This window comes from Pontibacter mangrovi, from assembly GCF_006385705.1.
Taxonomy (GTDB): domain Bacteria; phylum Bacteroidota; class Bacteroidia; order Cytophagales; family Hymenobacteraceae; genus Pontibacter; species Pontibacter mangrovi.
Genome location: NZ_VFRQ01000002.1, coordinates 1 through 26,566 on the forward strand (window position 1 = coordinate 1; position 26,566 = coordinate 26,566).

Genomic DNA, 26,566 nt, shown 5'->3' on the forward strand with positions numbered 1-26,566 from the left:
CCGCTAGCGTTCATCCTGAGCCAGGATCAAACTCTCCATTGTAAGAATTATTTCCTGTGATTAAAAACCACAAATGTGTCTGTCCGACCCCGGGCTCCTTTCCCCTCTCTTGTAAAGAGGGGAGAACCTTAATCTTAATTTCTGTCTCAAGCAATCTCTCAAAGAACTTTCCGAGGAGCTACTCTCCTCGCTTGCCATCTCAACGATGTTGTCTCTCATTCCCCTTCCGAGCCGTTCGCTCTCTGGCGGGGTGCAAAGGTCCGAAAGCCAAACCTAACTTCCAAACAATCTGCGGTATTTTTTTTCTCTCTATTTCCCTTTGGCCTGTCGCCTCGGGGCGGGCTGCAAAGGTAAGAACTCCTTCTTATTTCGCAGCAAACTTTTTCAATCTTTTTTTTTCTGAGCTCGTTTCGCTCAGAGGCTTCCCTGTGGAAGCGGCTGCAAAGGTAAGGAACCCTTTCCGTTTTCCAAGCAAGCCGGCGAAGTTTTTTTTCGGTGAAGACCGTTTCTTAAAACAACCTGCGGGCTGTGTTACCAGCGCCTCCCCCTCGCCGCCTCCTGCCGAAGCGGGCTGCAAAGGTAAGAAGAGTTTCCGTATCCGCAACAACCGGAGCAAAACTTTTTTCCCGGCGGCCTCTGCCCGGACGCATCGTCCTCACTTTGGCCAGCCTCTCGTTTCCCGTCCCTGCCGAACGGGGATGCAAAAGTAGGAAGAAGAAGCGGACTTCCAACACCCCACCAGGAAAAAAACCGCTACAACAGCGCATCTGGCTGAAAACGAGCGGGAAAAGTTTTACGGCTTATACTTGCCCTGCTGGCAAATCATACTTCCGGACGCTTAGAAGTAACAAAAAGGGAGCATGACTTAGTTCATCATGCTCCCTTTTTCCATTCCTTTAAATACTAATTATGCGTTTTTAGGCTTTTTATATAGCGGCACTGTGCTGCATGGCTCGCCATACATAATACTTGCGGCCACGGGCAACAGCTTCCGCATTACCTCTACATAGGCATAGTTTGGTACTGGCACACTGCCACAGCCTTTCACTACCACCTTCGCATCGCGGTACTCCTCCATATCTACTTTCGCGATGGCTTCCTGAAACAGCGCCTGCTCCAGCGCCTCCAGATCACCGAACACAAAGTAGTTAGCGTGGTTCTGTAGCTTAACCGCCAGCAGCATGTATGCCCATGTTGGTACGATAGCATCTACAGTGCAGGTAATGGCGATGTTCTTCCCAGCATACTGCGACCAGTCGTGCTCTTTCACAAACGTCCGAAAATCCTTTTCCCGCAGGATCAATCCCTGGAAAAGATTCTCCTTAATATCATAGACAATCCGCTCGCCCGGATGAATCAGTTCTTCCAGGTTGAGCGTTACAAGCGCGCTCTGCGCCACACGGTTTATTATCTCTTCTGACATGATTGTACCTCCTGTTTACTTTACGCTTTTGGTTGGGCTTGTTATATAAACATCCTTCAGATAGAAGGGTTCATAATAGGCTACGTCTTCGAATGCCTGCTCCTCATACTTTGGCAAGGCCAGTGCTCCTATTGTTTTAGCGTTTGGCAGCACGCCATCTATAAACAAGGCTTCGGCCTTTGTGTTTACCATACTTTTATACTTGGCGGCGCCGCTTCCGAAGAAGATGATCGGCTGCCCCTGCAGCCTTGCCTCCAGGGTATGCTCGTCTAATACAACCGGCGCAATTGGCTCCACCTCCTGCAGCTCGTGTGTGAGCAGGCAAGTATACACCTCCATGCGGCGGGCATCCAGCATCGGGCAAAACAGGTAGCGGTCCGGATTCGGGGTCATGCTGATGACCTGGGCTGCCAGCCCGTACAAGGTGGACACCTCTAGCAATGGGATGTTGAGCGAAAAGCACAGGCCTTTGGCCGTAGAAACGCCAATCCGTAGTCCGGTGTAAGAGCCTGGTCCGCCCGACACGGCCACTGCGCTTAAGTCCTGCAGGGTAGCGCCGCAATTCTCCACCAACTGCGATACCATCACGGTGATGTGCGAGGAATGCGATTTCTCGATCTGTAGCTCGGATGCTCCCAGCAGCTGCTGACCTTTATATAAAGCAATGGAACAGACAGTAGTGGAGGTTTCGAGAGCGAGCAGCAGCGGCATGGGCAAGTATAATTACAGTTTATAGATGGGTGCAAAATTAAGCTAAGCTAACGAGGGCTCCAAAAGTATGGCTTTAAGACAGCAAAAGAGGGAGGCGCTTGCTGCACCTCCCTCCCCTGCCTGTGTGTTTTTATACGTTTAGTTGGCCTTCAGGTACCTTTCATACTTCACCGGATCGTTCAGCACCTGCACGGCTGCCATAATATCCGGGTCATCATCAAAAGAAGACTCTATATATCCTTTCTGCAGATAGTAGCGCGAGGCAATCTCAGCCTCCAGCATTTCCTGAATCTCGGAGCGGAAGCGCGTTAGGTCGTTTGCTTTGTTGTGCGATACTTTCTTTTTGATGGCCTCCAGCTCCGCCTGAATATCGTCGTAATGCTTGCCGTCTTTTGCTTTCGCGGCTACATCTTCCAGCTCGCTCTCGATGGCGGTTGTATATGATAGGTCTTTATCCTCCAGGTAAGACACGAACTTCTTATACTCGGCATCGGTTAGCTTAAATTCTTTAGCCGACGGAATGCTGGGGTGGTCTAGTTTATACTTGTTGGCATAATCAAAGAAGTACCCTTTGCCGGCAATGGTTCTGGTGATCTCCGAGAAGTCGGGCTGCTCCACCTCCACATCTGGGCTCACGCCGCCGCCATCGTATACTACACGGCCTGCCGCGGTTTTAAAGGCCACACGAAGCGAATCAGGAATTTTGCCCACGCTGCCGTCCTCGTTGCGGTGCGCGTAATCGATGGCCTGTATGCAGCGGCCGCTCGGGATGTAGTATTTGGCAGTGGTAACTTTTAGCTGTGAGTTGTAAGACAGCGGGCGCGTTACCTGCACCAGCCCTTTGCCAAAAGTGCGCTCTCCCACCAGCACGGCGCGGTCATAGTCCTGCATTACACCGGCCACAATCTCGGAGGCCGAAGCGCTGCGCGAACTGGTAAGTATAACAAGCGGCATGTCCAGGTCCAGGGGCTCATCCAGCGCCTTGTAGGTTTTGTTCCACTCCTCCACCTTGCCTTTGGTGCTCACAATATCTTTGCCTTTGTCCACGAAAACGTTGGAGATGTTCACCGCCTCGTGCAGCAGGCCGCCCGGGTTGTCGCGCAGGTCGAACACGATCTTCTTGGCGCCCATTTCTTTCAGCTTCTGCACCGCCGTCTTCACCTCTTTGCCGGCATCCACGGTAAAACCTGACAACTGAAAGTAGCCGATGTCTCCGTCAAGCATGCCATAGTATGGCACGTTATCTACCATGATGTTTTCGCGCAGCAGATCCACCGTTCTGGTCTTGCTCTGCCCATAGCTGCGTACTTCCAGTTTTATGGCGGTGTTGGCCTGCCCCTTTAGCAGCTTGCTTACCTCCTCCGTAGATTTGCCCCTTACGTCTACCCCGTTCACTTTCAGGATCTCGTCGCCGATAGCCAGCCCTGCCTTGTGCGCAGGCGAGTTCTCGTAAGGCATTTGCACCATCACTTTGCCGTTACGGCTGCCGATTATGGCGCCAATGCCGCCATACTGCCCGGTGGTCATGGTGCGGAAATCCTCAATATCGTCTTCGGGAATATAATTAGTATAAGGGTCCAGCGACTTGAGCATGGCGTCGATGCCGGTGCGCATCATTTGCGCGGGCGGCACATCATCCACGTAATAGGTATTTACCTCTTTAAATAGCGTCGCAAAAACATCGAGGTTCTTGGCTATTTCGAAGTAACGCTCAGAGTCGGTTTTAAAGGAGAAGAGGCCGAGGGCAAAAATGCCAACAACAAGGCCGGTTATAGTTTTCTTTTGCATAATATCAGGCTTAGGAGACGGGGACAGTCTATCTGTTTAGACAACGCTCCAAACCTGAAATTAGTTTTTTTTGAATAGAGTGGAAGGATTTTTTTTCCTTGCCAATGTAGAGGATACCCAACAGGCGGGGAGCCTGGTCCGGGTGCTGGTACAGGAGGTGCTTGTTAAGCCGGTACGCCTCCCGCATCTGCCTTTTGAGGCGGTTGCGGTCTACGGCGCGCTTAAAGTAACGCTTGGAAACGGAGATAAGCACCTGGGTTTGCCCAGGCGGCAGGTCCTGCGGGGTGCAGTACACGAACCGCAGCGGATACAAATTAAAAGAAGAACCCTTGGCGAACAGCTGCGAAATATGCCGCTTGCTGCACAAGTGTTCTTCTTTCGAAAATGTATAACTGTTAGGCTGGCTGGCTGGCTGCTCGTTAGCTGCTGCTGAATCCATTAGCGGCTATGCAATAGCGAAGCCAATCCCTGCATCAGGAATTAAGCTGCCTTATGTCTTTTCTCGCTAGAAACTGTCAGTCTCTTTCTGCCTTTGGCTCTTCTGCTGGCCAATACTCTTCTACCGTTAGCGGTTTCCATTCTAGATCTGAAACCGTGCTTATTTCTTCTTTTTCTCTGAGAAGGCTGGAATGTTCTTTTCATCGTCTGCCAATGGTTTTATTATGGCCTGCAAAATTAGTAAAGCTTTGTAGAATAGCAAAGTCTGCTTTATATTTTTTGCAAAAAGATACCGGGGTGGTGAGGAATTGCTGTTGAAACAGTTGTTGCAGAAGTATAAAGTTGTGGCTTTTGCTGGTTGCGGGTATAGCTATCCGGATATACTTACTGAACGCTTTTCTGGCGCAAGCGTCCGCTTGTGCCTCGCTATACCCGCTGCTTTCTGCAACGTGAACTAAGCTATACTTCTTAGCTGCCATTCATCCTCAGTCTTACATACCTACAGTTGCATTGCTTACTTGGCTCCCTCCGAGGCCGGGAGGCCTCGCCTTCGGGCATCGCACTGAGTGCCTGAAGCTGCCTCCGCTCTGCTCCGGCTGCCGCATCCGCGGCACCGCAACATGCACAAGGCACTCTTTTTCGAGGGCCCCTACCCCCACCCAAAGGCTGGGATCAGTTTTCGATAGCCGCAGCTGACGCAGCTAACACAGAGTTCCCCTCCTTAGACAAGGAGGGGCAGGAGTGGTTGGACTACCTGCAGCTAATCTTAAAGTATAAACTACCTTTACGCCACCAAACGTACTCTACAAAGTATAACCTGATTCATCAGCATCAAAAACTATGATTTATTACCACCTCTCCTACCAAAACCCGCTCACGCACTTTGTTGATATCAAGATTACTGTAAAAAACAACCAGCAGCAGGAGTTATACTTGCAGCTGCCTGCTTGGCGGCCCGGCAGGTATGAGTTGCAGCACTTCGCGCAGAAGTTGCGCGCTGTTTCGGCCACAGCCAACGGAGAAAGTATAGCCATCGAGAAACAAACGAAAGACCGGTGGCTGGTGCAGACTGGCGGGGCCGGAGAGGTTGAAATTAGCTACAGCTTTTTTGCGCGACAGATGGACGCCGGCGGCTCGTGGCTGGATGAGGAGCAGCTGTACCTGAACCCGATCAACTGCCTGATGGCGGTGGAAGGCCGCGAGCAGGAGCCCTGCCAACTGCAGCTGCAGCTACCGGAAGAGTGGCAGATCGCCTGCGGCTTACCGGAGGTGGAGAAACATACGTTAGAGGCCGCCAATTTCGATGAACTGGCCGATAGTCCCTTTATCGCCAGCGGCAGTCTGAAGCAGGAGACTTTTGAGGAGAGCGGCTATACGTTCCACATCTGGCTACAAGGCGACTGCCAGCCGGATTGGGAGAAAATGAAGCGTGATTTCATCGGGTTCACGAAGGAGCAGCTGGAGGTGTTCGGCGATTTTCCGGTGAAGGAATATCATTACCTGAACGAGATTTTGCCTTACCGCTTCTACCACGGCGTGGAGCATAGCCACTCCACTGTTATCACACTTGGCCCCGGCGAGCTGCTGATGACGCCCAGCCTGTACAAGGAGTTTGTGGGCGTGAGTTCGCATGAGCTTTTCCATACCTGGAACATCAAGAAAATACGGCCTAAGGAGATGCTGCCCTACAATTTTGCGCAGGAGAACTACTTTAAAACCGGCTATGTGGCTGAGGGCATCACCACCTACTACGGCGATTACATGCTGGCCCGCAGCGGCTTCTTCACCGCCGAGGCATACTTTGAGGAGCTCAACACCAGCTTTCAGCGTTACTTTGCCGACTACAGCCGTAACAACCTCTCCGTGGCAGACTCTTCTTTCGACCTGTGGCTGGACGGCTACAAACCCGGCGTTCCCGACCGCAAGGTATCTATCTACATCAAAGGCGCCCTCACGGCCCTGCTCCTAGACCTGCAGCTGCGCAAAGCTACTGGCAACAAAGCAAGTATGGATGTGGTGATGCGGGAGCTGTGGGAGCGATTCGGCAAGAAGAACATCGGCTACACCGAACAGGATTATGCGCAGCTGGTGGATGAGGTGGCGGCGCAGTCGTTCCAGTCATACTTCAGCAAATACATTAACGGCACCGAAAGTATAGAACCGGCACTGGATGAGGCGCTGCGTTATGTGGGTTGTGAGTTGAAGGAGCACCAGAACCCGCTCATTTACGAGGGTAAGTATGGCTTTAAGGTATCCTCAGAGGGGAGCATAAAAGTAACCGCCATTGCCCCCGGTTCCCCGGCGAGCGAGTTGCTAAGTATAGATGATGAACTGGTGGCCCTGAACGGGCGCAAGCTGGAGAACAACCTGCAACAGCTGCTGGCGCTGGAGCCGCAGGAGGTGGAGTTGGCACTGTTCCGGGAAAGGCAGCTGCGCGTGGTAAGGCTGGAGCCGAACGGGAAAAGCTTCTACAGCAAGTATACTGTACAAAAACGGCAGGATGCCACAGAGGCGGAGAAGGAGAACTTTAAGCTGTGGCTGAAACAGGCGTTTTAGACAGGTCTTTCTTTTACTGATGTCCTTAGCTGGCGCGAGTGTCCATGCTCGGAACCTCCTATTTCCTGGCCCTCCGGGCCAGTTGAGTCAGAGACTCAACCTTACATGTAAGTCACAAATCTGGAGATTTGCGCCAGAGAGTGGAGAACTTAATAGACACCCCTCCTCGGAGGTAGTAGGGGTGGGTTTAAACTTGCTGCTAAAACCTTAATTAAACAGCAACTTAGCGTAAAATGAAGGCTGCCGGAATCGCTCCCGCAGGTCGACGTCGTTGAGCATGCAGGAGATGGTTTCGGCGAGGGCTTGGCTTTTGGATGCCCTGGAGGCCACCACGTCAAAAAGCCATGGGTAACGGAGCAGCTTTTGCAGGTGGCGGCTCAGGCGCAGTTCCTTCCAGAGGCGATTATACACGGCTTTATCGTAACCTTGCATGAATTGTGCAGAGAAATCCTGCTGCTGCAGGCACTTTGCCGCCTGCTCTGCCGCCCAGCGCCCACTGATCATGGCATTGCTGATGCCTTCACCGGTAAAAGGATCTATCAAGGCACCGGCATCGCCTAAGAGCATATAGTTATCGCCGGAGATGATTCTTTTTCTAGAGCCCAGTGGCAAACCAAAGCCACGGATATCGTCCACCACCTCCGCGTTGGCAAAGCGCTTTTTAAGTTCGGAGTGCGATGCAATCATGCGCTGCATCTCTTTTTTCAGGTTCACTTTTTTGCGGCTCACTGCGCTGCTCAGCATGCCCACCCCCACGTTAGCCTCGCCGTTGGGCAGCGGGAAAATCCAGAAGTAGCCTGGCAGAAAGTCCTTGAAGAAATGGAGCTCTATAAAATTATCGGCATCCATACCGGCCACGCCTTTGTAGTAGGCCCGCAGGCCCGCGCAGTAATGCTCCGCTTCCTGCTCCAGCCCCGCCACATGCCTGGTAAAACCCGATTGCGCTCCGTTGGCCACGAGTAGCAATTTTGCCTGCACCAGCGCCTGCCCCTGCTTATCCGAAAGTATAAATCCGCCTTCCGGCATGCGTTCATACTTGGCCACGTCTACATTCTCCCGAAAGCCGATCTCCGGTCGTTGCCGCACCTGCTCTATCAGAAAATCATCAAAATGAATGCGTTTGGAGATGAAGCCCGCGGGCGTATCCTGCTCCGGGTTATAGTTATACATGAACGGCACGCTCAGCTTATGCCCACCCGGCGATATAAAATGGATACCCCACGAGGGCAGCGCCTCCTGCTGCTCTCCGAGTTGCGCGGGCAGTTCCGGCGCGATGCGGCGCAGCTCGTTCACTACTTTGCCGCTCAGGGCATCGCCGCAAATCTTGTCGCGCGGAAAGGTGGCTTTATCTAACAGAAGCGAGGGAATGCCTTTGTTGGCAAGGTGCAGGGCAGCAGTGGCTCCGGCAGGCCCGGCGCCAAGTATGCAGATGTCGGTTTTGTGCATGGTGAGTTGTAAAGCCTGCTAAAGATAACAGAAGCGGCCAAACGTCGCAAACCGGACATAAAAAAGGGAAGCCCTATCAATAGGGCTTCCTCTTCTACAGTTTTCATAGCTTATTTTGCGTGGAATGCCTTACTTTTTATCGTACGGCATATTGTTACCGCCCTTTGCAAGGTTGCGGTTCGGGTTCTGCACTTTGGTTGCGTCTTTGTTCAGTGCATTGCGGTTCGGATTGTCGTCGATTCTACCCATCGGCTTATTAGGGTCGGCCTGGTTCGGGTTATTCTTCTTCAACTCATCCTGTGTCTTTTTATTTTCGTTCTTGATGCTCATAGCTTGTATTCTTAACAGTGTCTAGTATAGTTTACCCCATTCGGCCATACTTTGTTGCACTTAGATGATATACATCCTCCTTTTAAACGCATTCAACGCCGCTTCAGAAGCATATAAATTGCACAATATCTAAAACAAAAAAGGGAAGCCGAGGCCTCCCTTTTTATACTTTATACGTTGCTATACTTACTGCAGCACGGTGTCAAACGCCACCAGGTCCACGAATTGCTGCACGCGGTTGTCGATCTCCTCCTGCGTCAGGTTCTTCAGGCGTTCCGTACCAAACTTCTCCACGCAGAACGAGGCCATCGCTGAACCATGAATTACGGCGCGCTTCATACTCTCAAAGCTGATATCGTCGGTGCTGGCCAGGTAACCGATAAAGCCACCCGCGAAGGTATCGCCGGCTCCGGTTGGGTCGAACACCTCCTCCAGCGGCAGGGCAGGCGCGAAGAACACTTTCTCCTCGTGGAACAACAGAGCGCCGTGCTCGCCTTTTTTGATGATCAGGAACTTCGGCCCCATCGCCATGATCTTCTTGGCAGCTTTCACCAAAGAGTACTCACCGCTCAGCTGGCGCGCCTCCTCATCGTTGATCGAAAGCACATCTATGAGTTTGATCGTCTCCTTCAGCTCCTCCAGGGCAATGTCCATCCAGAAGTTCATGGTGTCCATCACGATCAGCTTCGGGCGGTTGTTCAGGCGCTCGATCACGGTTTTCTGCACCTGCGGCGCCAGATTGCCCAGCATCAGGTATTCGCAGTTCTGGTAGCTCTCCGGGATGATCGGGTCAAAATCAGCCAGCACGTTCAGCTCGGTAGCCAGCGTTTCGCGGCTGTTCATGTCGTTAAAGTAGCGGCCAGACCAGAAGAACGATTTTTCATTCTCCTTCACCTGCACACCTTCGGTGCTGATGCTGCGCTGGTGCATCAGGGCCATGTGGTCCTGGTCGAAATCGCCGCCCACTACCGACACCACATTCACCGGCTTCACGAAGTATGAAGACGACAAAGAAATATATGTGGCCGCACCGCCCACGATCTTATCTGTTTTTCCGAAGGGAGTCTCCAGCGCATCAAACGCCATCGAACCTACTACTACTAAGCTCATATCTTTTAATTGTTTTTTGTCAAATTGTTTAATTGTTGAATGGTATTACTGATTCGTACTCGTGATCAACAATTTAACCATAAAGCAATTTAACCATTAAAATGAAAAAAGCCCTTGAAGGTTCGCTTCAAGGGCTTGGGGTGGAAGATGGGGCTCGAACCCACGACCCCCAGAATCACAATCTGGTGCTCTAACCTACTGAGCTACAACCACCGTGTCTCATTTGAGTGTGCAAATATACGCAGGAAATGACACAATGCAATACTCTAAGCGCATTTTTGCAGAAAAAATCTTAAGCATCATCACTTAAAAAAGTTAACCAATTAAAGCAAAGACAGTTGCCATAGAGTAAACTTTGAAGTGAAACCTGCCCCTCCCAAGAGGGGAGTTAGGTACTACGGAAAAATCCCCTCCTCAGAGGAGCCCTATTTGCCGCAAGTTTGCAACTTGTGGCTTAACATGAGGCCAGTTTATAACTGGCGTATATCAAAACCATACTTTCGGCAGTTACAAACTGCCGCCATACCCTACCACCAGTTACCGCTACGCTCAAACTGGCGGTATGGTAGACATTACCGACTCAGCTTACTCCCGCACCACGGGCAGTAGTTGATCACCACCATCGTGGCGCTGCCGTTGTGCACCGGTATCCCGTAAAGCCCTTCGTCCCATTTGTTGATGATCACGTCCGGGTCATCATACTTTGGCTCTCCCTCCTCATCCAGGCTTTGGTATACTTTGTCGGCCATCATCAGGCAGCAATAGCCTTCGTAGTCGAAGCCCTGGCTCTTTAGCTTTTCGGCAGTAGCCCAGTTATAGCACGCCTCGTCCTCATGTATGGCATCCACATAAGCCTCATACTCCTCCGACTGCACGACTTCCTCCGGCAGCTGCTTCCCGAAAAAGCGGGCGTGCAGCTCTTTAAACTTCTCCAGCTCCATACTTTACCTGTCGAACAGCATTCGCTCGCCTTTCTTGCTCTCGTCAAACGTGCCGTTGGCAAAAGCCAGGTGCCCGGAAACAATGGTATGTGTAATGGAAGAGCTGAAGGTATGGCCCTCGAATGGCGACCAGCCGCACTTGTAGTAGGTATTTTCTTTCGTAACCGTATAGGGTTTGTTCAGGTCCACCAGCACCAGGTCGGCCCAGTAGCCTTCTCTAATATAGCCTCGCTCGCGCACGTTGAAAAGTATGGCCGGTGCATGGCTCATCTTCTCCACCATCTTCTCCAGCGGCAGTTTGCCTTCGCGCACAAACTCCAGCATCATCTGCAGCGAGTGCTGCACCAGCGGCACCCCGGACGGCGCTTTTTTATACTTGTTTTGCTTCTCTTCCCAGGTATGCGGCGCGTGGTCTGTGGCAATCACATCCAGTTTATCCTCCAGCAAGCCTTTCAGCAAACCCTCTTTGTGGCGATGCTCTTTGATAGCCGGGTTGCACTTGATCTGGGTGCCATAGGTATCGTAATCCTCCTTATCAAACCACAGGTGATGCACGCATACTTCAGCGGTAATGCGCTTCTGCTCCAACGGAATGTCGTTTCGAAACAGTTTCAGTTCCTCCTCGGTCGAAATATGCAGAATATGCAGGCGCGTGTTGTGCTTCTCGGCCAGCTTCACGGCCAGGTAACTCGACTTAAAACAGGCTGTTTCGTTGCGGATCTCGGGGTGGCATTTTACCGGAATGTCCTCGCCATACTTCTCCTCATATAAAGCCATGTTGTCGCGGATGGTCTGCTCGTCCTCGCAATGCACTGCAATCGGCAGTTTGGCTTTGGCAAATATCTCCTCCAGCGTTTCGGCGTTGTCGACCAACATGTTGCCGGTAGAGGAGCCCATAAAGATCTTGATGCCGCAGACGGTGTTGGGATTGGTGAGTAGCACCTCAGCCAGGTTATCGTTGGTGGCGCCCATGTAAAAGGAATAGTTCGCCAGCGAGGTCTCGGCCGCAATTTTATACTTGTCTTCCAGCAGCTCCTGCGTGGTGGCGTTCGGCACGGTGTTCGGCATCTCCATAAAAGAGGTGGTTCCGCCTGCCACAGCCGCACGGGCCTCTGTTTCAATAACGGCCTTGTGCGTCAGCCCCGGCTCCCGGAAATGCACCTGATCGTCAATCACGCCAGGCAGCAAATGCAAACCGGTAGCGTCTATGGTTTCGTCAGCCTCGGCGGTTATACTTTGTCCGATCTGCGCGATGCGACCGTTCTGCACCAGCACATCGGCAGTGGTTATACTTCCTTCGTTTACGAGTTGCGCGTTCTTTATGAGGATACTTTTCATGATGCTAAGATACGGAGAGAAGAGATAAGGAGTGAAGAATTTCTGGTTTTACTCACTAGCTGAAGTTAGTTTCTCATCAATAAGCTCTACCCATTTAATTTGTGCTTCCAACCATTCATACCTCTTCCATGCTTTAGAATACTCACCTTCTTTTTGGTAATCCTTTAATTCAAATTCATATTCTGAAGTGCCTTGCCTCATCTCTACTTCCTGAAAAGAGTAGTGACTTATACTTGCAGGCACGGATATGATTATCGCCCCATCGGCTTTTACCTTTCTAATGCCGATCTCAGTCTTTTGCAATATGGCTTTGTTGTTCTCATAAAACGAAAACACATCAGGAAGCTCCTTCAAACCCATTACATTTTCATAACAGCAGCTGATTTGCTTTAAATAGCTTTTTCCATCTTTTTGCCATATGATTTTCGCATTTACACCTTCACCTTCGCAGGCGCAAGGAGGCTCCTGCCCCTTTTCATAAAGGATGTAGCAACCCACACAACCAGTAGTATAGATCAGAAAGGTGTCAACTTTACTTGTTACCAGCTCTTGCCGGGCTAGCTCAACCTTACCGTAAACATCAAACTTTGCCTCCTGCCCCTTTACTGATCCTAGTGTTAATATTGAAAAAGCTACCACGAGCAACATATTAAAGTATAACCGAGGCATAGAGCTTATTTTAGTTTAGCCTAAGATAAAACTAAATCCACGCATTCCAATCCGTTTACCTCCCTCCCGCAAAAATCCCGTACCTTTGCATAGCAACACCAAGTATAAAATACCGCCATGGCCGAAGAAGCAGAGAAAGAGATAACCACGTTCGAGGATTTTAAGCTGAACAAGCAGCTGCTGAACGCCATTGCCGAGGCCGGCTACGAAAAGCCCACGCCTATACAGCTGCAGGCCATCCCGCTGATCATGGCGGGCCACGATATATTAGGAATCGCCCAGACTGGAACCGGTAAAACCGCCGCTTTCCTGCTGCCGCTGCTCATGAAGGTGAAGTATGCGCAGGGCCAGCACCCGCGCGCGCTCATCATCGCGCCTACCCGCGAGCTGGTGATGCAGATCGAGGAGAACATCACGCTGCTGGCCAAGTATACCGACATCCGCCACACGGCCATTTACGGCGGACTTGGCCCCAAAACACAGATCGAGAACATCAGCAAAGGCCTTGATATCCTGGTGTCCACGCCCAAACGCCTGATGGAGCTATACTTTAGAGGCGACCTGATTCTGAAAGACCTGAAAACGCTGATACTGGACGAGGCCGACAAGATGATGGACATGGGCTTTATGCCGCAGATCCGCCAGCTGCTGGAGGTGATTCCGCGCAAGCGCCAGAACCTGCTTTTCTCAGCTACCATGCCGGATAAGGTAGTGCAGCTGTCGGAGGAGTTTCTGGAGTTCCCGACGCGGGTAGAGATAACGCCGCAGGCCACGCCCGTGGAGACCGTGAGCCAAACTTTATATCGTGTTCCCAACCTGCGCACCAAAATAGAGCTGCTGGAGCACCTGATCCAGGACAACGAAACGTTTAACCGCGTCATCATCTTCACGCGCAGCAAGAAGAACGCCGAGAGCGTGTCGAAGTTCCTGGAGCACCGCGATTATGGCGAGGTGCGCGCCATACATGGCAACAAAGGCCAGAACACGCGCATCAACTCCATGGAGGCTTTTAAAGGCGGCGAGGTGCGCTTTTTAGTGGCGACCGATGTGGCAGCCCGCGGCATCGACGTGACCATGGTGAGCCATGTGATCAACTTTGACGTGCCGCTGATCTACGAGGATTACGTGCACCGCATTGGCCGCACCGGCCGCGCCGAGAACGAAGGCGCCGCCATCACTTTCGCCACCGAAGCCGAGATGTACCACGTGCACAAAATCGAGAAGATCATCCGCATGCAAATACCGGAGGTGCCGATGCCGGCCGATGTGAAGGTTTTCGAGACGCCTTTTGAGGAGCAGCAGGAGATGGCCATGGAGATTGACCGCCAGAAGCGCCGCGAGAACCCGGACTTCAAAGGCGCTTTCCATGAGAAGAAAGGCAAGCACAAGTCTAACTTCGCGAAAGGCAAGAAAGGCAAAGGCGACCCGAAGAACTCGTTTTGGCAGAAGACCAAGAAAAAAGGAAGCCGGAAAAAATAGAAAAAGCAGCCTAACCGGCTGCTTTTTTGTTTATAGGCTTATACTTCTTGCGGCTACCAGAACCACAGCTTTATACTAACGAGCATGTTCTGCGCCACCTGTCCAAACTCAAAAACCATCAGGTTCAGGATAGCGCTCCAGAACACAGCGCTCCAGAGCATGTGGATAAAGATATTTTTGCGGGGAGCCCCGAAAAGAGCCGCTACGATTGTCCCAAAAATAGGCGTGAGCAAAATGGGGGTAAGAAAGGCTACACCGGGCACGCCAAAACGCTGCCATACCTGCACAATGCGCCGGCTCTTCTTATTAAAAACTGGTTGCCTGCGGGCGCGTCGCCGCGCCGAGAACCACTTAGAAGCCGCCCTGCCCACTACCGAAAAGATCACGACACTCGTCATCATGCCGGCCACTGTCAGCAGCACCGTCTCTACGTAAGACAATCCCAGCGATGCTCCGGTAAGCGGCCCTCCAAAGAACTTGACCATGCTAACCAGGTAAACGGAAACGTATTTTATTACTTCAACCCACACAGATCTCTACACTAAAAAATTGCATTATAAAACTTCAAGAGGCTGGAATATTCCTTTATACGCAATTTGCAAAAATAAATACTATCAATTTTCCAACACCACGCTTCAATAAAACGCTAATTACCAGGTTTTTGCGCAGCCGCAGGTATAACAGGCTGCCCATGCCTTAAGTTCATGCCTATATTTTAGGCCCAAAGGCCAGGTCGCCGGCATCGCCAAGGCCCGGCACAATATAGGCTTTTTCGTTCAAATGGTCATCCAGCGCGCCCAGCCAGATATGCGCCTCCGGCACCTGCTCCTGCACATAGGCCAGCCCCTCCGGCGCGGCAATGGCAGCGGCAATGTGCACCTGCACCGGCTTGCCGTGCCGCAGCATGCCCTGGTACGATTTCACCAGCGAGCGGCCCGTGGCCAGCATCGGGTCAGCCAGGATCAGGATCTTGTCGTGCAGGTCGGTAGAAGCCAAGTACTCCATATTGATCTGCAGCGCCGTATTTTCTTCCTCCACCCGGTAAGCGCCCACAAACGTGCTGAAAGCCTTGTCGAAGTAGTTGAGCATGCCCTGGTACAGCGGCAAACCGGCCCGAAGGATGGTAGCCAGCACCGGCTGCTCGGCCAGCAGCTGCGTGCGGGTCTGGGCCAGCGGCGTGGTAATTTCCGCTTCTTTATAAGGCAGCGTTTTCGATATCTCGTAGGCCAGCAGCTCGCCCAGGCGCTCCAGATTCCGGCGGAAACGCAGGCTGTCGCGGTGTATGTTCACGTCGCGCAGTTCGGCCACAAAATGGTTTGCCAGCGAGGGAGTGTCGGTCAGGATGTGTACTTGCTTATGTTCCATAAGTATGCGCTACAGCTGTTTTGCCCTTAAAGATACACAACCTGCCGGCCTTCTCGCAAAAGCCGCCTTTATTTTACACGAACCTGCGCACGCTACATTTTCAGCCGCAAACATACCCCTCCTGCCCGATTACTCGTTATGTTACCTCAAAAACCTCTTTACTCCGCTGTTGCTACGGCTACAGTAAGCCTTAAAAACTGTACATTCGCATTTTATCATATTGATTTCCTATTAACGACTTATACATGAAACGCATACTTGGCGCTTTTGCCTTCTCGCTTGCCGCCTTTGCCGCTCAGGCGCAGGATGTGTATATGCCTTACGACCGCGATACCTATCACCTCGTGGACCGCTACCAGATAAAGTTCGGCGACCAGGTGCCCAACATGCACACGGCTGTGCGCCCCTATGGCCGGGCCGATGTGGCTGAGCTGGCCGAGATCAGCGCCCGCAACGCCGTTTCCCGTGCCGATGAGTTCAATGCCGCCTACCTGCTCAACGACAACTGGAATTACACAGACCAGGCGCAGAACGAGAGCCGCAAGCCTTTTCTTACGCACTTCTACCGCAACAAAACAGACCTGTACCATGTGGACACGGAGGACTTTGTGCTGCGCGTGAACCCGGTCATCCATTTTGAGGTGGGGCTGGACAATGAGTCGGACGGGGTGCGCTATGTGAACACGCGCGGCGTGCAGCTGGAGGGGCAGATAGACGAGCGCTTTGGCTTTTATGCCTTTGTGGGCGAGAACCAGGCGCGCTACCCGGAGTATGTGAACCGCCGCATCCGCCGCGATGGCGTGGTGCCGCACGAGGGTTTCTGGAAAGACTTTAAGAACGACGGTGCCGATTACATTACCGCCCGCGGTTACCTGAACTACGCCCTGAGCAAGCACGTGGAGGTACAGCTGGGCCACGACCGCCACTTCATCGGCGACGGCTACCGCTCCATCATTTACTCCGACTACGCGCCGCCGGCTTTCTTCCTCAAGCTCAACACCAAAGTATGGAAGCTGCACTACATGAACCTCTTCCAGGAGCTGATCCCGGTGTTTAACCGCAAGGATGAGCTGTACCCTAAGAAGTACATGGCACTGCACCGCCTGGGCGTAAACGTGACCGACAACTTTAACTTCGGCCTGTTTGAGCAGATCATTTTTGCACGGGGCAAGGGCCGCTTTGAGCTGCAGTACCTGAACCCAGTTATCTTCTACCGCAGCGTGGAACACGGCCTGGGCAGCCCGGACAACGCCATGCTGGGTGGCGATTTCCGCTGGAACATCCGGAACCGGGTGCAGCTTTACGGCCAGGTGCTGCTAGATGAGTTTATCCTGGACATGGTGAAGGATAGCAACGGCTGGTGGGGCAACAAGTTTGCCGGCCAGATCGGGGCGAAGTACATCGATGCCTTTGGCGTAAGCAACCTGGACCTGCAGGGCGAGGTGAATGCCATTCGGCCTTATACTTACCAGTACGAGGACGAGTTCTCAAACTTCCAGCACTACCGCCAGCCGCTGGCGCACCCAATCGGGGCAAACCTGATGGAGCTGGTGGGCATCGTACGGTACCAGCCTATCCCGCGCCTGAACCTGACGGCTAAAGCCATTGCCACGCAGTATGGCCAGGACATCGTAACAGCCACGGACACCCTGAACTACGGCAACAACGTGCTCCTCTCCTACCTCGACAGGGTATCCACCTACGGCAACGAGATCGGGCAAGGCGTAAAAACCAACCAGGTGCACCTCGACCTGACGGCCACTTTCCAGCTGCGCCACAACGTTTTCCTGGACCTGAAGCAGATTGTGCGCCGCGTGCAGGCCGAGGGCGAGGCCCCGGACTATAACACGTCCCTCACGACGTTTGCCTTCCGCTGGAACATCCCGCAAAGGCTGCACGAGTTTTAACCTCCTCCCGCCCCCTCCTAAAAACAGGAGGGGGTTATTTTTTATACTTCACCTGCTATACTTCTCCAGCTGCCAACTTTCAAGTCACGGCAGCTCTATCTCTATTCATACATACTTAAGCTGGTGAAAGGTAGAAGGGAAACTTTCTACCTTTTTACTTTTCTACCTTTCTACCTTTTATTAAGTATCTTTGCGGCGGCTTAGGGGCTTGCGCTTTAACAGCCATAGTATAAACATTTTAAACCTTGATACGTGGCTGCGGCAGTGCGGCCATACTTGTTGCCGGCGCGCTGAAAGGCTCGTGCAGAAGAGGTAGCCGGCAACCCGACATACCATGAAGACTTACCTTCGCATACTTCAGTTTGCCAAGCCTTATAGCAGGTTTGTGCCGCTTTACTCACTTTATACTTTCCTGGGCATCATTTTCGGCCTGTTCAACTTCACGCTCCTTATCCCGCTGCTAGATGTGTTGTTTGGTAAGGTAGGTCAAGAAAAAGTTATGGAGATGGTAGCCAACAAACCTGAATTTGCTCTAAACCTGGAGTTCTTCAAAGACTTTTTCTACTACCATTTTGGTCATGTTATTCTTGACCAAGGGCGTGAGGGGGCGTTGCTGTTCGTCTGCATCATCATTATCATCTCGGTGTTTCTGGCGAATCTGTTCCGCTACCTGGCTTTCCGGATTGTGGGGGCGCTGCGGGCGCACGTGGTACGCAACATGCGCCACGCCATTTACAAACGTGTAACAGAGCTGCACCTGGGTTACTTCAGCAACGAGCGCAAAGGCGACCTGATGACGCGCCTGACCGTGGACATACAGGAAGTGGAAAGCTCGGTGGTGAGCACTCTGACGGTGGTGATCCGGGAGCCGATCTCTATCATCGCCTTCTTCATACTTCTGTTCAACATGTCAGTGGAGCTGACGCTATTCTCGCTCATACTTCTGCCGCTGTCCGGGGGTATTATTGCCGGCATCTCCAAACGCCTGAAGCGCAAGGCCAAGGAAGGGCAGAACTCCCTCAGCTTTATACTTACTATTATTGATGAAACGCTGAGCGGCATGCGCGTGGTAAAAGCCTTTAACGCAGAGCCTTTTATACTTAGCAAGTTCCACGACCAAAACGACCGTTACGCCCGCATCCAGCGCTCCATTGCCAACAAACGCGACCTGGCCTCCCCGCTGTCGGAGTTTCTGGGGGTATCGGTGGTGGCGGGGCTGCTGCTGTATGGCGGCACGCTGGTACTCAACCAGGAGTCTAACCTAACAGCCAGTGAGTTTATCACCTACATCATCCTTTTCTCGCAGGTGCTGGTGCCGGCCAAGGCCATGTCGGCGGCGTTTAGCAACATACAGCGCGGCCTGGTGTCCGGCAACCGGGTGCTGCAGGTGATCGACACCAAGCCGCAGATCGTGAACAAGCCCAACGCCAAGGTGCTGCCCGCTTTCAGAGAGGAGATCGAGTTTAGGGAGGTGGCCTTTGCCTACGGCGATAAACCGGTGCTGCAGCACATTAACTTCCACATCCAGAAAGGCAAGACGGTGGCTTTGGTGGGCCCTTCAGGTGGCGGCAAGTCCACGCTGGCAGACCTGCTGCCGCGCTTCTACGACCCAACCAGCGGCGCCATACTCATCGACGGCCACGACATCCGCGACTATACCATGGAGTCGGTGCGGGCGCAGATGGGCGTGGTAACGCAGGAGTCCATCCTGTTCAACGACACCATCTTCAACAACATCGCCTTTAACAAGACCGATGCCACCGAGGAGGAAGTGATTGCCGCCGCCAAAATTGCTAATGCGCACGAGTTCATCATCAACGCCGAGAACGGCTACCAGACCATGATCGGCGACCGCGGCGGCAAACTGTCGGGCGGGCAGCGCCAGCGCTTAAGCATAGCCCGGGCCATCCTGCAGAACCCGCCCATCCTTATTCTGGACGAAGCCACCTCGGCGCTGGACACAGAATCGGAGAAGTTGGTGCAGGAAGCGCTGACAAATTTGATGAAGAACCGCACCTCCATTGTTATAGCGCATAGGTTAAGTACCATTCAGCATGCCGATGAGATACTGGTGCTGCAGCATGGCAAAATTGTGGAAAAAGGCACGCACGAAGAACTGCTGGAACACGCCGGTTTGTATGCCAAACTAACGCAAATGCAGCTGACGGTTTAGGATTAATTTGCACTCCGAAAATACTGGCACAGCCTAAATAGCAAATTTAGAAGTACATAGTATTTGCAAATAATAATTTTTTGTTAATTTTAGCGAAACAGTTGTTGTACCCAAATCGCTAAAAAGCATGAAAGCTTGTAAAGCACTACTCGATGTACTTGTGTTTGGCTATATCATTTTCACAGTACTGCTCCTGGCAGGGGCCATAGACGAAAATACTATTTTGGATACGAACGCCCAGGACGAGGTGCTGACGCTTTACCGCGCGCTGGTAGCCACGGGTGGCGTGGTGATGCTGGCCCGCGTGTTGATGAGCAGCATCTACGTGGCTGACTTACAGCATGAAAAGTACCGGGCCGAACTAAAAATCAACAACCTGAAGGCTACCCTTTACGAAAAGCGCCAGGCGTTCAGGAGCAACAACTATAAAGAAACCTACGCCGAAGAACAACAGGCCGAGGTTGCTTAAAAACTTACATGACATCTAACACCATACTTGCAGAACTAACGCAGGCACAGGAAGTGCTCGCAGCGTTTCTGTCTGATGCGGAAAATATCGCCGCCATAGAAAAAGCCGCCGACACCATGGCCGCATCCATCAAGAGCGGCGGTAAAATACTGAGCTGCGGCAACGGCGGCTCCATGTGCGACGCCATGCACTTTGCCGAAGAGCTTACCGGCCGCTACCGCGACAACCGTAAAGCCATCCCGGCCATCTCCATCTCCGACGCCAGCCACATGAGCTGCGTGGGCAACGATTACGGCTACGAGTATGTTTTCTCGCGCTACCTGGAGGCCCTGGGCAACCAAGGCGATGTGCTGCTGGCCATCAGCACCAGCGGCAACTCGGGTAACGTGCTGAAAGCCGCCGAAACAGCCAAAGCCAAGGGCATGAAAGTAGTAGGCCTTACGGGCAAGGATGGCGGCAAACTGGCCCCGCTCTGCGACGTGGAGGTGCGCGTGCCCCACTTCGGCTACGCTGACCGCGTGCAGGAAATCCACATCAAGATAATCCACATATTTATACTGCTGCTGGAGCAGAAGCTGGTATAAGTATAGCTTAAAGTATAATGTATGATCCGGGCGGGAGGGCAAGTCTCTCTTGCCCGGATTTTCGTTTTTCAGGCAGCAGCGTATATTTATGGTATGATGCACGTAAATAATAAACGCCGGTTGCGCTTTACCCGCACCGTGTATGGATGGGTTAAGCGCAACTGGGTTCTTAAATAAAATTTATACTTCTCCGGATGAAGCACACGCTGTACGTTATACTTTGCCTCGCCCTGCTCTCCTGCCAAAACCAGGAAAACCAAAACGAGCAGACCACTCCTGTCACCACACCAGCACCGGACACCGCCGCTGCGGTTGCCCAACCCGCTCCCCCTCCCACGCCAGACCCTGCCTACCTGATCAAGCCGGGAGAAAGTATAGGTAAGATAGAACTGGGCATGCCCGGCACCAATCTGGCCAAAATACTCGGCGAGCCCGACAGCACGGATGCCGCCATGGGCAAGGCGCTGCTGTTCTGGGTAGATGGGCAAGAGTACGTGGCGCTTTACACCGTGGCAGATTTCGGGGGGAAGGATGAGCGGCCCAAAGTGCAGCAGGTGCAGGTAACCTCCCCGGCGTTTAAGACAGCAGACGGCATAGGCACAGGCAAGGCGCTGCCAGAAATACGCCGCACGTATAGCGGGTTGCAGCCACTGGCATACTACCAAAACGCGCAGCAGCAACAAGTATACATTTTTGATGACCGGCAGCAGGGCATCGCGTTTGAGGTGACGTTGCCGGACAGCACCTGCACCGCCATCACCATCCACCCCAAAGGCGAAAGCATGACCGACGCGTACCTGCCCCTGCACCCCGATATGACGCGGATTGGCAGACAATAGTACCTATCAGGCTTAAATTATACTATTAGGGTATAAACAGGAATCAATTGGCGGCCGCGGGTGTTCCGCATCAAAAATACTCATACTCCTATACTTCTTACCTGGAAGGAAACATGCTTATTAAGACGTTTGGCAGCGCCGTGCAGGGCGTGCATGCCTACACCATTACCGTAGAGGTTAGCGTTAGCGCCGGCACAAAGTATTTTATGGTCGGCTTGCCGGACAACGCCGTGAAGGAAAGCGAGCAGCGCATAGAGTCTGCCCTGAAGCAGTACGGCTACAAAATCCCGCGGCAGAAGATCGTGATCAACCTGGCCCCCGCCGATATCCGCAAAGAAGGCTCCTCTTACGACCTCACCATTGCCATGGGCATCCTGGCGGCCTCCGGCCAAATCTCCGATAGTAAGGTCTCGCAGTACATGATCATGGGCGAGCTTTCGCTGGATGGTTCGCTGCGGCCGATAAAGGGCGTTTTGCCCATTGCCATACAGGCCCGCAAAGAAGGTTTTAAAGGATTTATACTTCCGGCACAGAACGCGCAGGAGGCCGCCATCGTGAATAACCTGGAGGTGATCGGGGTGAACAACATTCTGGAGGCGATTGAGTTTTTAGACGGGGCCCGTGAGATTGAGCCGCTGGTGATAAACACCCGCGAGCTTTTCGGCAACACCGCCGACCAGTACGCCGCCGACTTCTCGGATGTGCAGGGGCAGGAGAACATCAAACGCGCCCTGGAGATTGCCGCCGCCGGCGGCCATAACCTCATCATGATCGGCCCGCCGGGTGCCGGCAAGACCATGCTGGCCAAGCGGCTACCGTCTATCCTGCCGCCCCTCTCGATGCACGAGGCGCTGGAGACAACCAAAATACACTCTGTGGCCGGCAAACTGGGCGAAGCGGCCTCACTGATGACGACGCGCCCGTACCGCTCGCCGCACCATACTATTTCGGATGTGGCGCTGGTGGGTGGCGGAGGCGTGCCGCAGCCCGGCGAGATCTCGCTGTCGCATAACGGGGTGCTGTTTCTGGATGAGCTGCCGGAGTTTAAGCGCACGGTGCTGGAGGTGATGCGCCAGCCGCTGGAGGAGCGCCGCGTCACCATCTCCCGCGCCAAGACCACGATTGATTTTCCGGCCAACTTTATGCTGGTGGCCAGCATGAACCCGTGCCCGTGCGGCTACTACAATCACCCTGAGAAAGAATGCGTATGCGGCCCCGGCGTGGTGCAAAGATACTTAAATAAAGTAAGCGGCCCGCTGCTGGACCGCATCGACCTGCACGTGGAGGTAACGCCGGTAACGTTTGACGAGATGACCGCCACGCGCAAGGCCGAAGACAGTGCCTCGGTGCGCGAGCGTGTGATGCAGGCGCGGGAAGTGCAGACAGAGCGGTTCAAGGACATGCCGCAGATTCACTCCAATGCCATGATGCCCTCCCAGATGGTGAAGGAAGTATGCCAGATAAACGAGGCAGGCCGGGCGCTGCTGAAAACCGCCATGGAGCGCCTTGGCCTCTCGGCCCGCGCCTACGACCGCATCCTGAAAGTGAGCCGCACCATTGCCGACCTGGCCGGAAGCGATGAAATTAAAATTGAGCATTTGGCAGAAGCCATCCAGTACCGCAGCCTGGACAGAGAGGGTTGGGCCGGCTAATTTACACTATACAATATCCTATAAAACAGATCATTACCCTCAGCGGCAGCCATACCTGGCTGCCGCTCTTTTTTTGCCTTTTTTGTAAGTGGCCCTCCCTAAATTGTTCTTTTGCATCGCCAAGATTGTGCTATGGTACCATACTTTTCCTAAAACCGTGCGTAATAGCATACAACTAACAAGCAAAGTAGGCTTGTATGACGTGGGTTGTATTATTCCCCTTAAACTTGACTAGACTATGAAAAAGCTTTTTTTACTTTTCGCATTTACGCTGGCAACTATTTTTGCCGCACAAGCGCAGGCACAGATCGGCATCCGTGCCGGCGTTAACTACTCGGGCCTTACCGGCGACGAGATGGACGCCACGGACAGGCTGTTCCGCTTTCATGCGGGTTTAACCTCCAAGTTCTTCCTCTCCTCGGATGAGTTCTTCGCGCTGCAGCCAGAGATCCTTTTCTCGCAGAAAGGCGGGGAGTCTAAGGACGATAACTACAAGCTGAAGGTAAGCTACATTGACGTGCCGGTGCTGGCGCACATAAACGCAGGCCCGATTTACTTTGAGGCTGGCCCACAGGTGTCGTTCCGGGTGGCAGGCGAGACAGAGGTAGGCAACACTACCTATGATGACGACATTGACCAGTTTAAGCGCACCAGCCTTGGCTACGCAGCAGGAGTTGGCCTGGCCGCCACTACGCTCGGCCTAAACGTGGGCGTGCGCTACAACGGCGACATCTCCCAGCTAAACGATAACGACCATGCCCCTGAGTTTAGGAACAGCGTGTTTATGCTGACGCTGGCTTACATGCTCTCAGGCCGCTAGGCCATGCCGTTAGTACAAAACTGAACTATGGAAAACTAAAATCCGGCTTAACCGCCGGATTTTTTATATCTCATTATCAAACATTTCCATTAAAAAACAATAGATACAACCAATCTATATAGCCTTAAGCTATGTTTTGGCCCACTTGTTGTAAGCTGTAGCATTACATACATGTGGGCGCACTGCCAAGGGTAAAAGTTTATACTATATGACCCAAAGACTTGCGCCAGTTTTATGGCTTTACGTAAACCTCAACAACCAAAACCCTGTATGCTGCACGTTAGATGCGCGTACCATTTAATTTGAACAACCATGAAGAAGCTAATTTTATCAATTGCCATTGCACTGGCAGGTTTTAGCGCTGCCCAGGCTCAGTCCGGAGTAGGCATCAGAGCCGGCGGTAATTTCTCCAACCTTTCCGGCGACCTGAAAGAGGAGTCTAAGTACGAAAACAAGGTCGGCTTCCACGCCGGACTTACTTACAACATACCTGTAGTGGGTAATTTCTTCTCCATTCAGCCGGAGCTGCTGTACTCCAACAAGGGCTTTAAGTATGAAGACACCGAGTTTACCGTTCCGGTTACAAACGATGTGTTCCGCCGAGAGGGCAACATGAACTATAACTACCTGGAGCTGCCTGTGCTGGCACGCATCAAGGCCGGCCCGATTTATTTCGAAGCCGGTCCGCAGGCCTCTTACCTCCTGAGCGTGAACAACAACATCAAAGAGTACCTGAACAACGAGCGCCAGAACTCGGCCACCACCGAGATCGACAAAAGCGACATGAAGGACTTTGAGTTTGGCTATGCCGCCGGCGTGGGTATTACAAGCGGCATGCTAAGTATAGGCGTGCGCTACAACGGCAGCATCACTGACTTTATGGATAAGTCCTCTACAGATTATTTCGATGATGAAAACTTTAGAGACGCGCGCCACTCCACCATCATGCTTTCGCTGGGCCTGAACTTCTCAGCCGGACAATAATTTTCTTTTCCTGTAATACGGAGCCCGTTCTGCCTATTGGTGGGGCGGGCTTTATACTTTTATACTTTCGGCTAAAACAAAACAGCCCGGCTATGTTGGTAGCCGGGCTGTTTATACTTTATACTTTGGCTGATGCCTACTTCTTCAGCTCTGCAAAGTATTTGTAGAACTGCGGTATCGTTTCGATGCCTTTCATGTAGTTAAACAGGCCATAATGCTCATTCGGCGAGTGGATGGCGTCTGAGTCCAGGCCAAAGCCCATCAGCACAGAGTCCAGTCCGAGCTCCGACTTGAACATGGCCACGATCGGGATAGAGCCACCGCTGCGCACCGGTATCGGCTTCACGCCGAAGGTTTCCTCGTAGGCCTTCGAGGCGGCCTGGTAAGCAGGCGAATCGGTTGGCGTTACCACCGGCTCACCGCCATGGTGCGGCTTCACCTCTACCTTCACACTCTTCGGCGCTATGCTCTCAAAGTGCTTCTTAAACTTCTCGGTGATCTCCTCCGAGCTTTGGTTGGGCACCAGGCGCATCGAGATCTTGGCGTAGGCCTTGGAAGGGATCACTGTTTTGGCACCCTCGCCGGTATAGCCGCCCCATATGCCGTTCACGTCCAGCGTCGGGCGGATGGAGTTGCGCTCCATGGTTACGTAGCCTGCCTCGCCGTGCACGTCGCCTAAGCCAATGGATTTTTTATACTTCTCCAGGTCAAATGGGGCACGGGCCATCTCAGCGCGCTCCTCCTGGCTCAGCTCCTCCACATTGTCGTAGAAGCCCGGGATGGTGATGTGGTTGTTCTCGTCGTGCATGGAGGCGATCATCTGGCACAGGATGTTGATCGGGTTGGCCACAGCGCCGCCGTACAGGCCGGAGTGCAGGTCGCGGTTCGGGCCCGTTACCTCTACCTCCACATAGCTCAGGCCACGCAGGCCGGTGGTAATAGATGGCGTGTCGTTGCCCAGCATGCCGGTGTCCGAGATCAGGATCACGTCGCCGGTGAGGCGGTCTTTGTTCTCGCGCACAAAGGTAGCCAGGTTCACGGACCCTACTTCCTCCTCCCCCTCAATCATAAACTTCACGTTGCAGGCCAACGTACCGGTTTTCACCATTGTCTCAAAAGCCTTTACGTGCATGTACATCTGGCCTTTGTCGTCGCAGGCGCCGCGGGCATATATGTTGCCGTCTTTAATCACAGGCTCGAAAGGAGGCGAGTTCCACAGCTCATACGGGTCGGCGGGCTGCACATCGTAGTGGCCGTACACCAGCACCGTCGGCAGGCTCGGGTCCACCATCTTCTCGCCGTACACCACCGGGTTGCCTGCCGTCTCCACCAGCTCCACGTTATCGGCACCGGCCTCCAGCAGGCGCTCTTTCAGGAACTCGGCGTTGCGCATCACATCACCCTTAAACTTAGGGTCGGCGCTTACAGAAGGGATGCGCAGCATGTCGAGCAGCTCGTTTACAAAGCGGTCTTTGTTGTCGTTGATATATTGGTTGATCATAGTTTATAGTATAGCACTGGTTCGACTTAAAGTTACAAAAAAA

The 26,566-nt window shown here is 52.9% G+C and carries 25 protein-coding genes and 1 tRNA gene; 10 read left to right on the plus strand and 16 right to left on the minus strand.

The window, feature by feature from the left end:
- Positions 1-907: 907 nt before the first annotated feature.
- From FJM65_RS03500 to FJM65_RS03525, 6 genes are all read right to left on the minus strand, one after another.
- Positions 908-1,423 carry a DUF2480 family protein gene (locus tag FJM65_RS03500; RefSeq protein WP_140619517.1) on the minus strand — a complete coding sequence of 172 codons (516 nt, stop codon included), beginning with the start codon at positions 1,421-1,423 and terminating at the stop codon, positions 908-910.
- Between the two features lie 15 nt (positions 1,424-1,438).
- The gene (gene tsaB, locus FJM65_RS03505; RefSeq protein ID WP_140619519.1) at positions 1,439-2,134 is read right to left on the minus strand and encodes a tRNA (adenosine(37)-N6)-threonylcarbamoyltransferase complex dimerization subunit type 1 TsaB; all 696 of its coding nucleotides are present in this window, start codon (positions 2,132-2,134) and stop codon (positions 1,439-1,441) included.
- Positions 2,135-2,272: 138 nt separating this feature from the next.
- The gene (locus FJM65_RS03510) at positions 2,273-3,922 is read right to left on the minus strand and encodes a S41 family peptidase (RefSeq protein ID WP_140619521.1); all 1,650 of its coding nucleotides are present in this window, start codon (positions 3,920-3,922) and stop codon (positions 2,273-2,275) included.
- Between the two features lie 28 nt (positions 3,923-3,950).
- Entirely contained in the window at positions 3,951-4,361 is a 411-nt protein-coding gene (gene rnpA / locus FJM65_RS03515; protein WP_140619523.1) for a ribonuclease P protein component, read from the minus strand.
- Between the two features lie 41 nt (positions 4,362-4,402).
- The gene (gene rpmH / locus FJM65_RS03520; protein WP_071784616.1) at positions 4,403-4,564 is read right to left on the minus strand and encodes a 50S ribosomal protein L34; all 162 of its coding nucleotides are present in this window, start codon (positions 4,562-4,564) and stop codon (positions 4,403-4,405) included.
- The gene (locus FJM65_RS03525) at positions 4,561-4,839 is read right to left on the minus strand and encodes a hypothetical protein (RefSeq protein WP_140619525.1); all 279 of its coding nucleotides are present in this window, start codon (positions 4,837-4,839) and stop codon (positions 4,561-4,563) included. The genes rpmH and FJM65_RS03525 overlap by 4 nt, the downstream gene beginning before the upstream one ends.
- Before the next feature lie 361 nt (positions 4,840-5,200).
- On the opposite strand from FJM65_RS03525, the gene FJM65_RS03530 reads away from it, so the two are divergent.
- Positions 5,201-6,916, plus strand: a complete 1,716-nt coding sequence (locus FJM65_RS03530; protein WP_140619527.1) for a M61 family metallopeptidase — start codon at positions 5,201-5,203, stop codon at positions 6,914-6,916.
- A gap of 207 nt (positions 6,917-7,123) precedes the next feature.
- Here the strand turns inward: FJM65_RS03530 and FJM65_RS03535 are convergent, their stop codons facing one another.
- The 7 genes from FJM65_RS03535 to FJM65_RS03565 form a co-directional block, all read right to left on the minus strand.
- Entirely contained in the window at positions 7,124-8,362 is a 1,239-nt protein-coding gene (locus tag FJM65_RS03535; protein ID WP_140619529.1) for an NAD(P)/FAD-dependent oxidoreductase, read from the minus strand.
- A gap of 129 nt (positions 8,363-8,491) precedes the next feature.
- On the minus strand, positions 8,492-8,692 hold the full coding sequence (locus tag FJM65_RS03540) for a hypothetical protein (protein ID WP_140619531.1): 201 nt from the start codon (positions 8,690-8,692) through the stop codon (positions 8,492-8,494).
- A 186-nt stretch (positions 8,693-8,878) separates the two neighbouring features.
- Positions 8,879-9,802 (minus strand): PfkB family carbohydrate kinase, encoded by a 924-nt coding sequence (locus FJM65_RS03545; protein WP_140619533.1) that lies wholly within the window; start codon positions 9,800-9,802, stop codon positions 8,879-8,881.
- A 136-nt stretch (positions 9,803-9,938) separates the two neighbouring features.
- Positions 9,939-10,015 (minus strand) — tRNA-His (locus FJM65_RS03550).
- Positions 10,016-10,374: 359 nt separating this feature from the next.
- A complete protein-coding gene (locus FJM65_RS03555) occupies positions 10,375-10,743 on the minus strand; it encodes a DUF6980 family protein (RefSeq protein ID WP_140619535.1) in 369 nt (122 codons plus the stop codon).
- 3 nt (positions 10,744-10,746) lie between these two features.
- Entirely contained in the window at positions 10,747-12,081 is a 1,335-nt protein-coding gene (locus FJM65_RS03560; protein WP_140619536.1) for a dihydroorotase, read from the minus strand.
- Positions 12,082-12,129: 48 nt separating this feature from the next.
- Positions 12,130-12,729 carry a hypothetical protein gene (locus tag FJM65_RS03565; protein WP_140619539.1) on the minus strand — a complete coding sequence of 200 codons (600 nt, stop codon included), beginning with the start codon at positions 12,727-12,729 and terminating at the stop codon, positions 12,130-12,132.
- A 138-nt stretch (positions 12,730-12,867) separates the two neighbouring features.
- Between FJM65_RS03565 and FJM65_RS03570 the strand changes: the two genes are divergently transcribed.
- Complete coding sequence (locus tag FJM65_RS03570; protein ID WP_140619540.1) at positions 12,868-14,229, plus strand: DEAD/DEAH box helicase; 1,362 nt, start codon at positions 12,868-12,870, stop codon at positions 14,227-14,229.
- 53 nt (positions 14,230-14,282) lie between these two features.
- Here FJM65_RS03570 and FJM65_RS03575 read toward each other — a convergent pair whose 3' ends face one another.
- A complete protein-coding gene (locus tag FJM65_RS03575; protein WP_140619542.1) occupies positions 14,283-14,714 on the minus strand; it encodes a small multi-drug export protein in 432 nt (143 codons plus the stop codon).
- A gap of 223 nt (positions 14,715-14,937) precedes the next feature.
- The gene (gene upp, locus FJM65_RS03580; RefSeq protein ID WP_140619544.1) at positions 14,938-15,594 is read right to left on the minus strand and encodes a uracil phosphoribosyltransferase; all 657 of its coding nucleotides are present in this window, start codon (positions 15,592-15,594) and stop codon (positions 14,938-14,940) included.
- Between the two features lie 245 nt (positions 15,595-15,839).
- Between upp and FJM65_RS03585 the strand changes: the two genes are divergently transcribed.
- The 8 genes from FJM65_RS03585 (at position 15,840) to FJM65_RS03620 (ending at position 25,022) form a co-directional block, all read left to right on the plus strand.
- Entirely contained in the window at positions 15,840-17,501 is a 1,662-nt protein-coding gene (locus tag FJM65_RS03585; protein WP_140619546.1) for a hypothetical protein, read from the plus strand.
- Between the two features lie 334 nt (positions 17,502-17,835).
- Positions 17,836-19,674 carry an ABC transporter ATP-binding protein gene (locus tag FJM65_RS03590; RefSeq protein ID WP_140619548.1) on the plus strand — a complete coding sequence of 613 codons (1,839 nt, stop codon included), beginning with the start codon at positions 17,836-17,838 and terminating at the stop codon, positions 19,672-19,674.
- A gap of 127 nt (positions 19,675-19,801) precedes the next feature.
- Positions 19,802-20,143 (plus strand): hypothetical protein, encoded by a 342-nt coding sequence (locus tag FJM65_RS03595; RefSeq protein ID WP_140619550.1) that lies wholly within the window; start codon positions 19,802-19,804, stop codon positions 20,141-20,143.
- Positions 20,144-20,151: 8 nt separating this feature from the next.
- A complete protein-coding gene (gene lpcA, locus FJM65_RS03600; protein WP_140619552.1) occupies positions 20,152-20,727 on the plus strand; it encodes a D-sedoheptulose 7-phosphate isomerase in 576 nt (191 codons plus the stop codon).
- A gap of 194 nt (positions 20,728-20,921) precedes the next feature.
- On the plus strand, positions 20,922-21,566 hold the full coding sequence (locus FJM65_RS03605; protein WP_140619554.1) for a hypothetical protein: 645 nt from the start codon (positions 20,922-20,924) through the stop codon (positions 21,564-21,566).
- A 113-nt stretch (positions 21,567-21,679) separates the two neighbouring features.
- The gene (locus tag FJM65_RS03610) at positions 21,680-23,218 is read left to right on the plus strand and encodes a YifB family Mg chelatase-like AAA ATPase (protein WP_140619556.1); all 1,539 of its coding nucleotides are present in this window, start codon (positions 21,680-21,682) and stop codon (positions 23,216-23,218) included.
- A 238-nt stretch (positions 23,219-23,456) separates the two neighbouring features.
- A complete protein-coding gene (locus FJM65_RS03615) occupies positions 23,457-24,038 on the plus strand; it encodes a porin family protein (RefSeq protein WP_140619558.1) in 582 nt (193 codons plus the stop codon).
- Positions 24,039-24,350: 312 nt separating this feature from the next.
- Positions 24,351-25,022, plus strand: coding sequence for a porin family protein (locus tag FJM65_RS03620; RefSeq protein WP_140619561.1), 672 nt, complete (start codon positions 24,351-24,353; stop codon positions 25,020-25,022).
- A gap of 136 nt (positions 25,023-25,158) precedes the next feature.
- Here FJM65_RS03620 and FJM65_RS03625 read toward each other — a convergent pair whose 3' ends face one another.
- Complete coding sequence (locus tag FJM65_RS03625) at positions 25,159-26,523, minus strand: dipeptidase (protein WP_181163629.1); 1,365 nt, start codon at positions 26,521-26,523, stop codon at positions 25,159-25,161.
- Positions 26,524-26,566 lie beyond the last annotated feature (43 nt).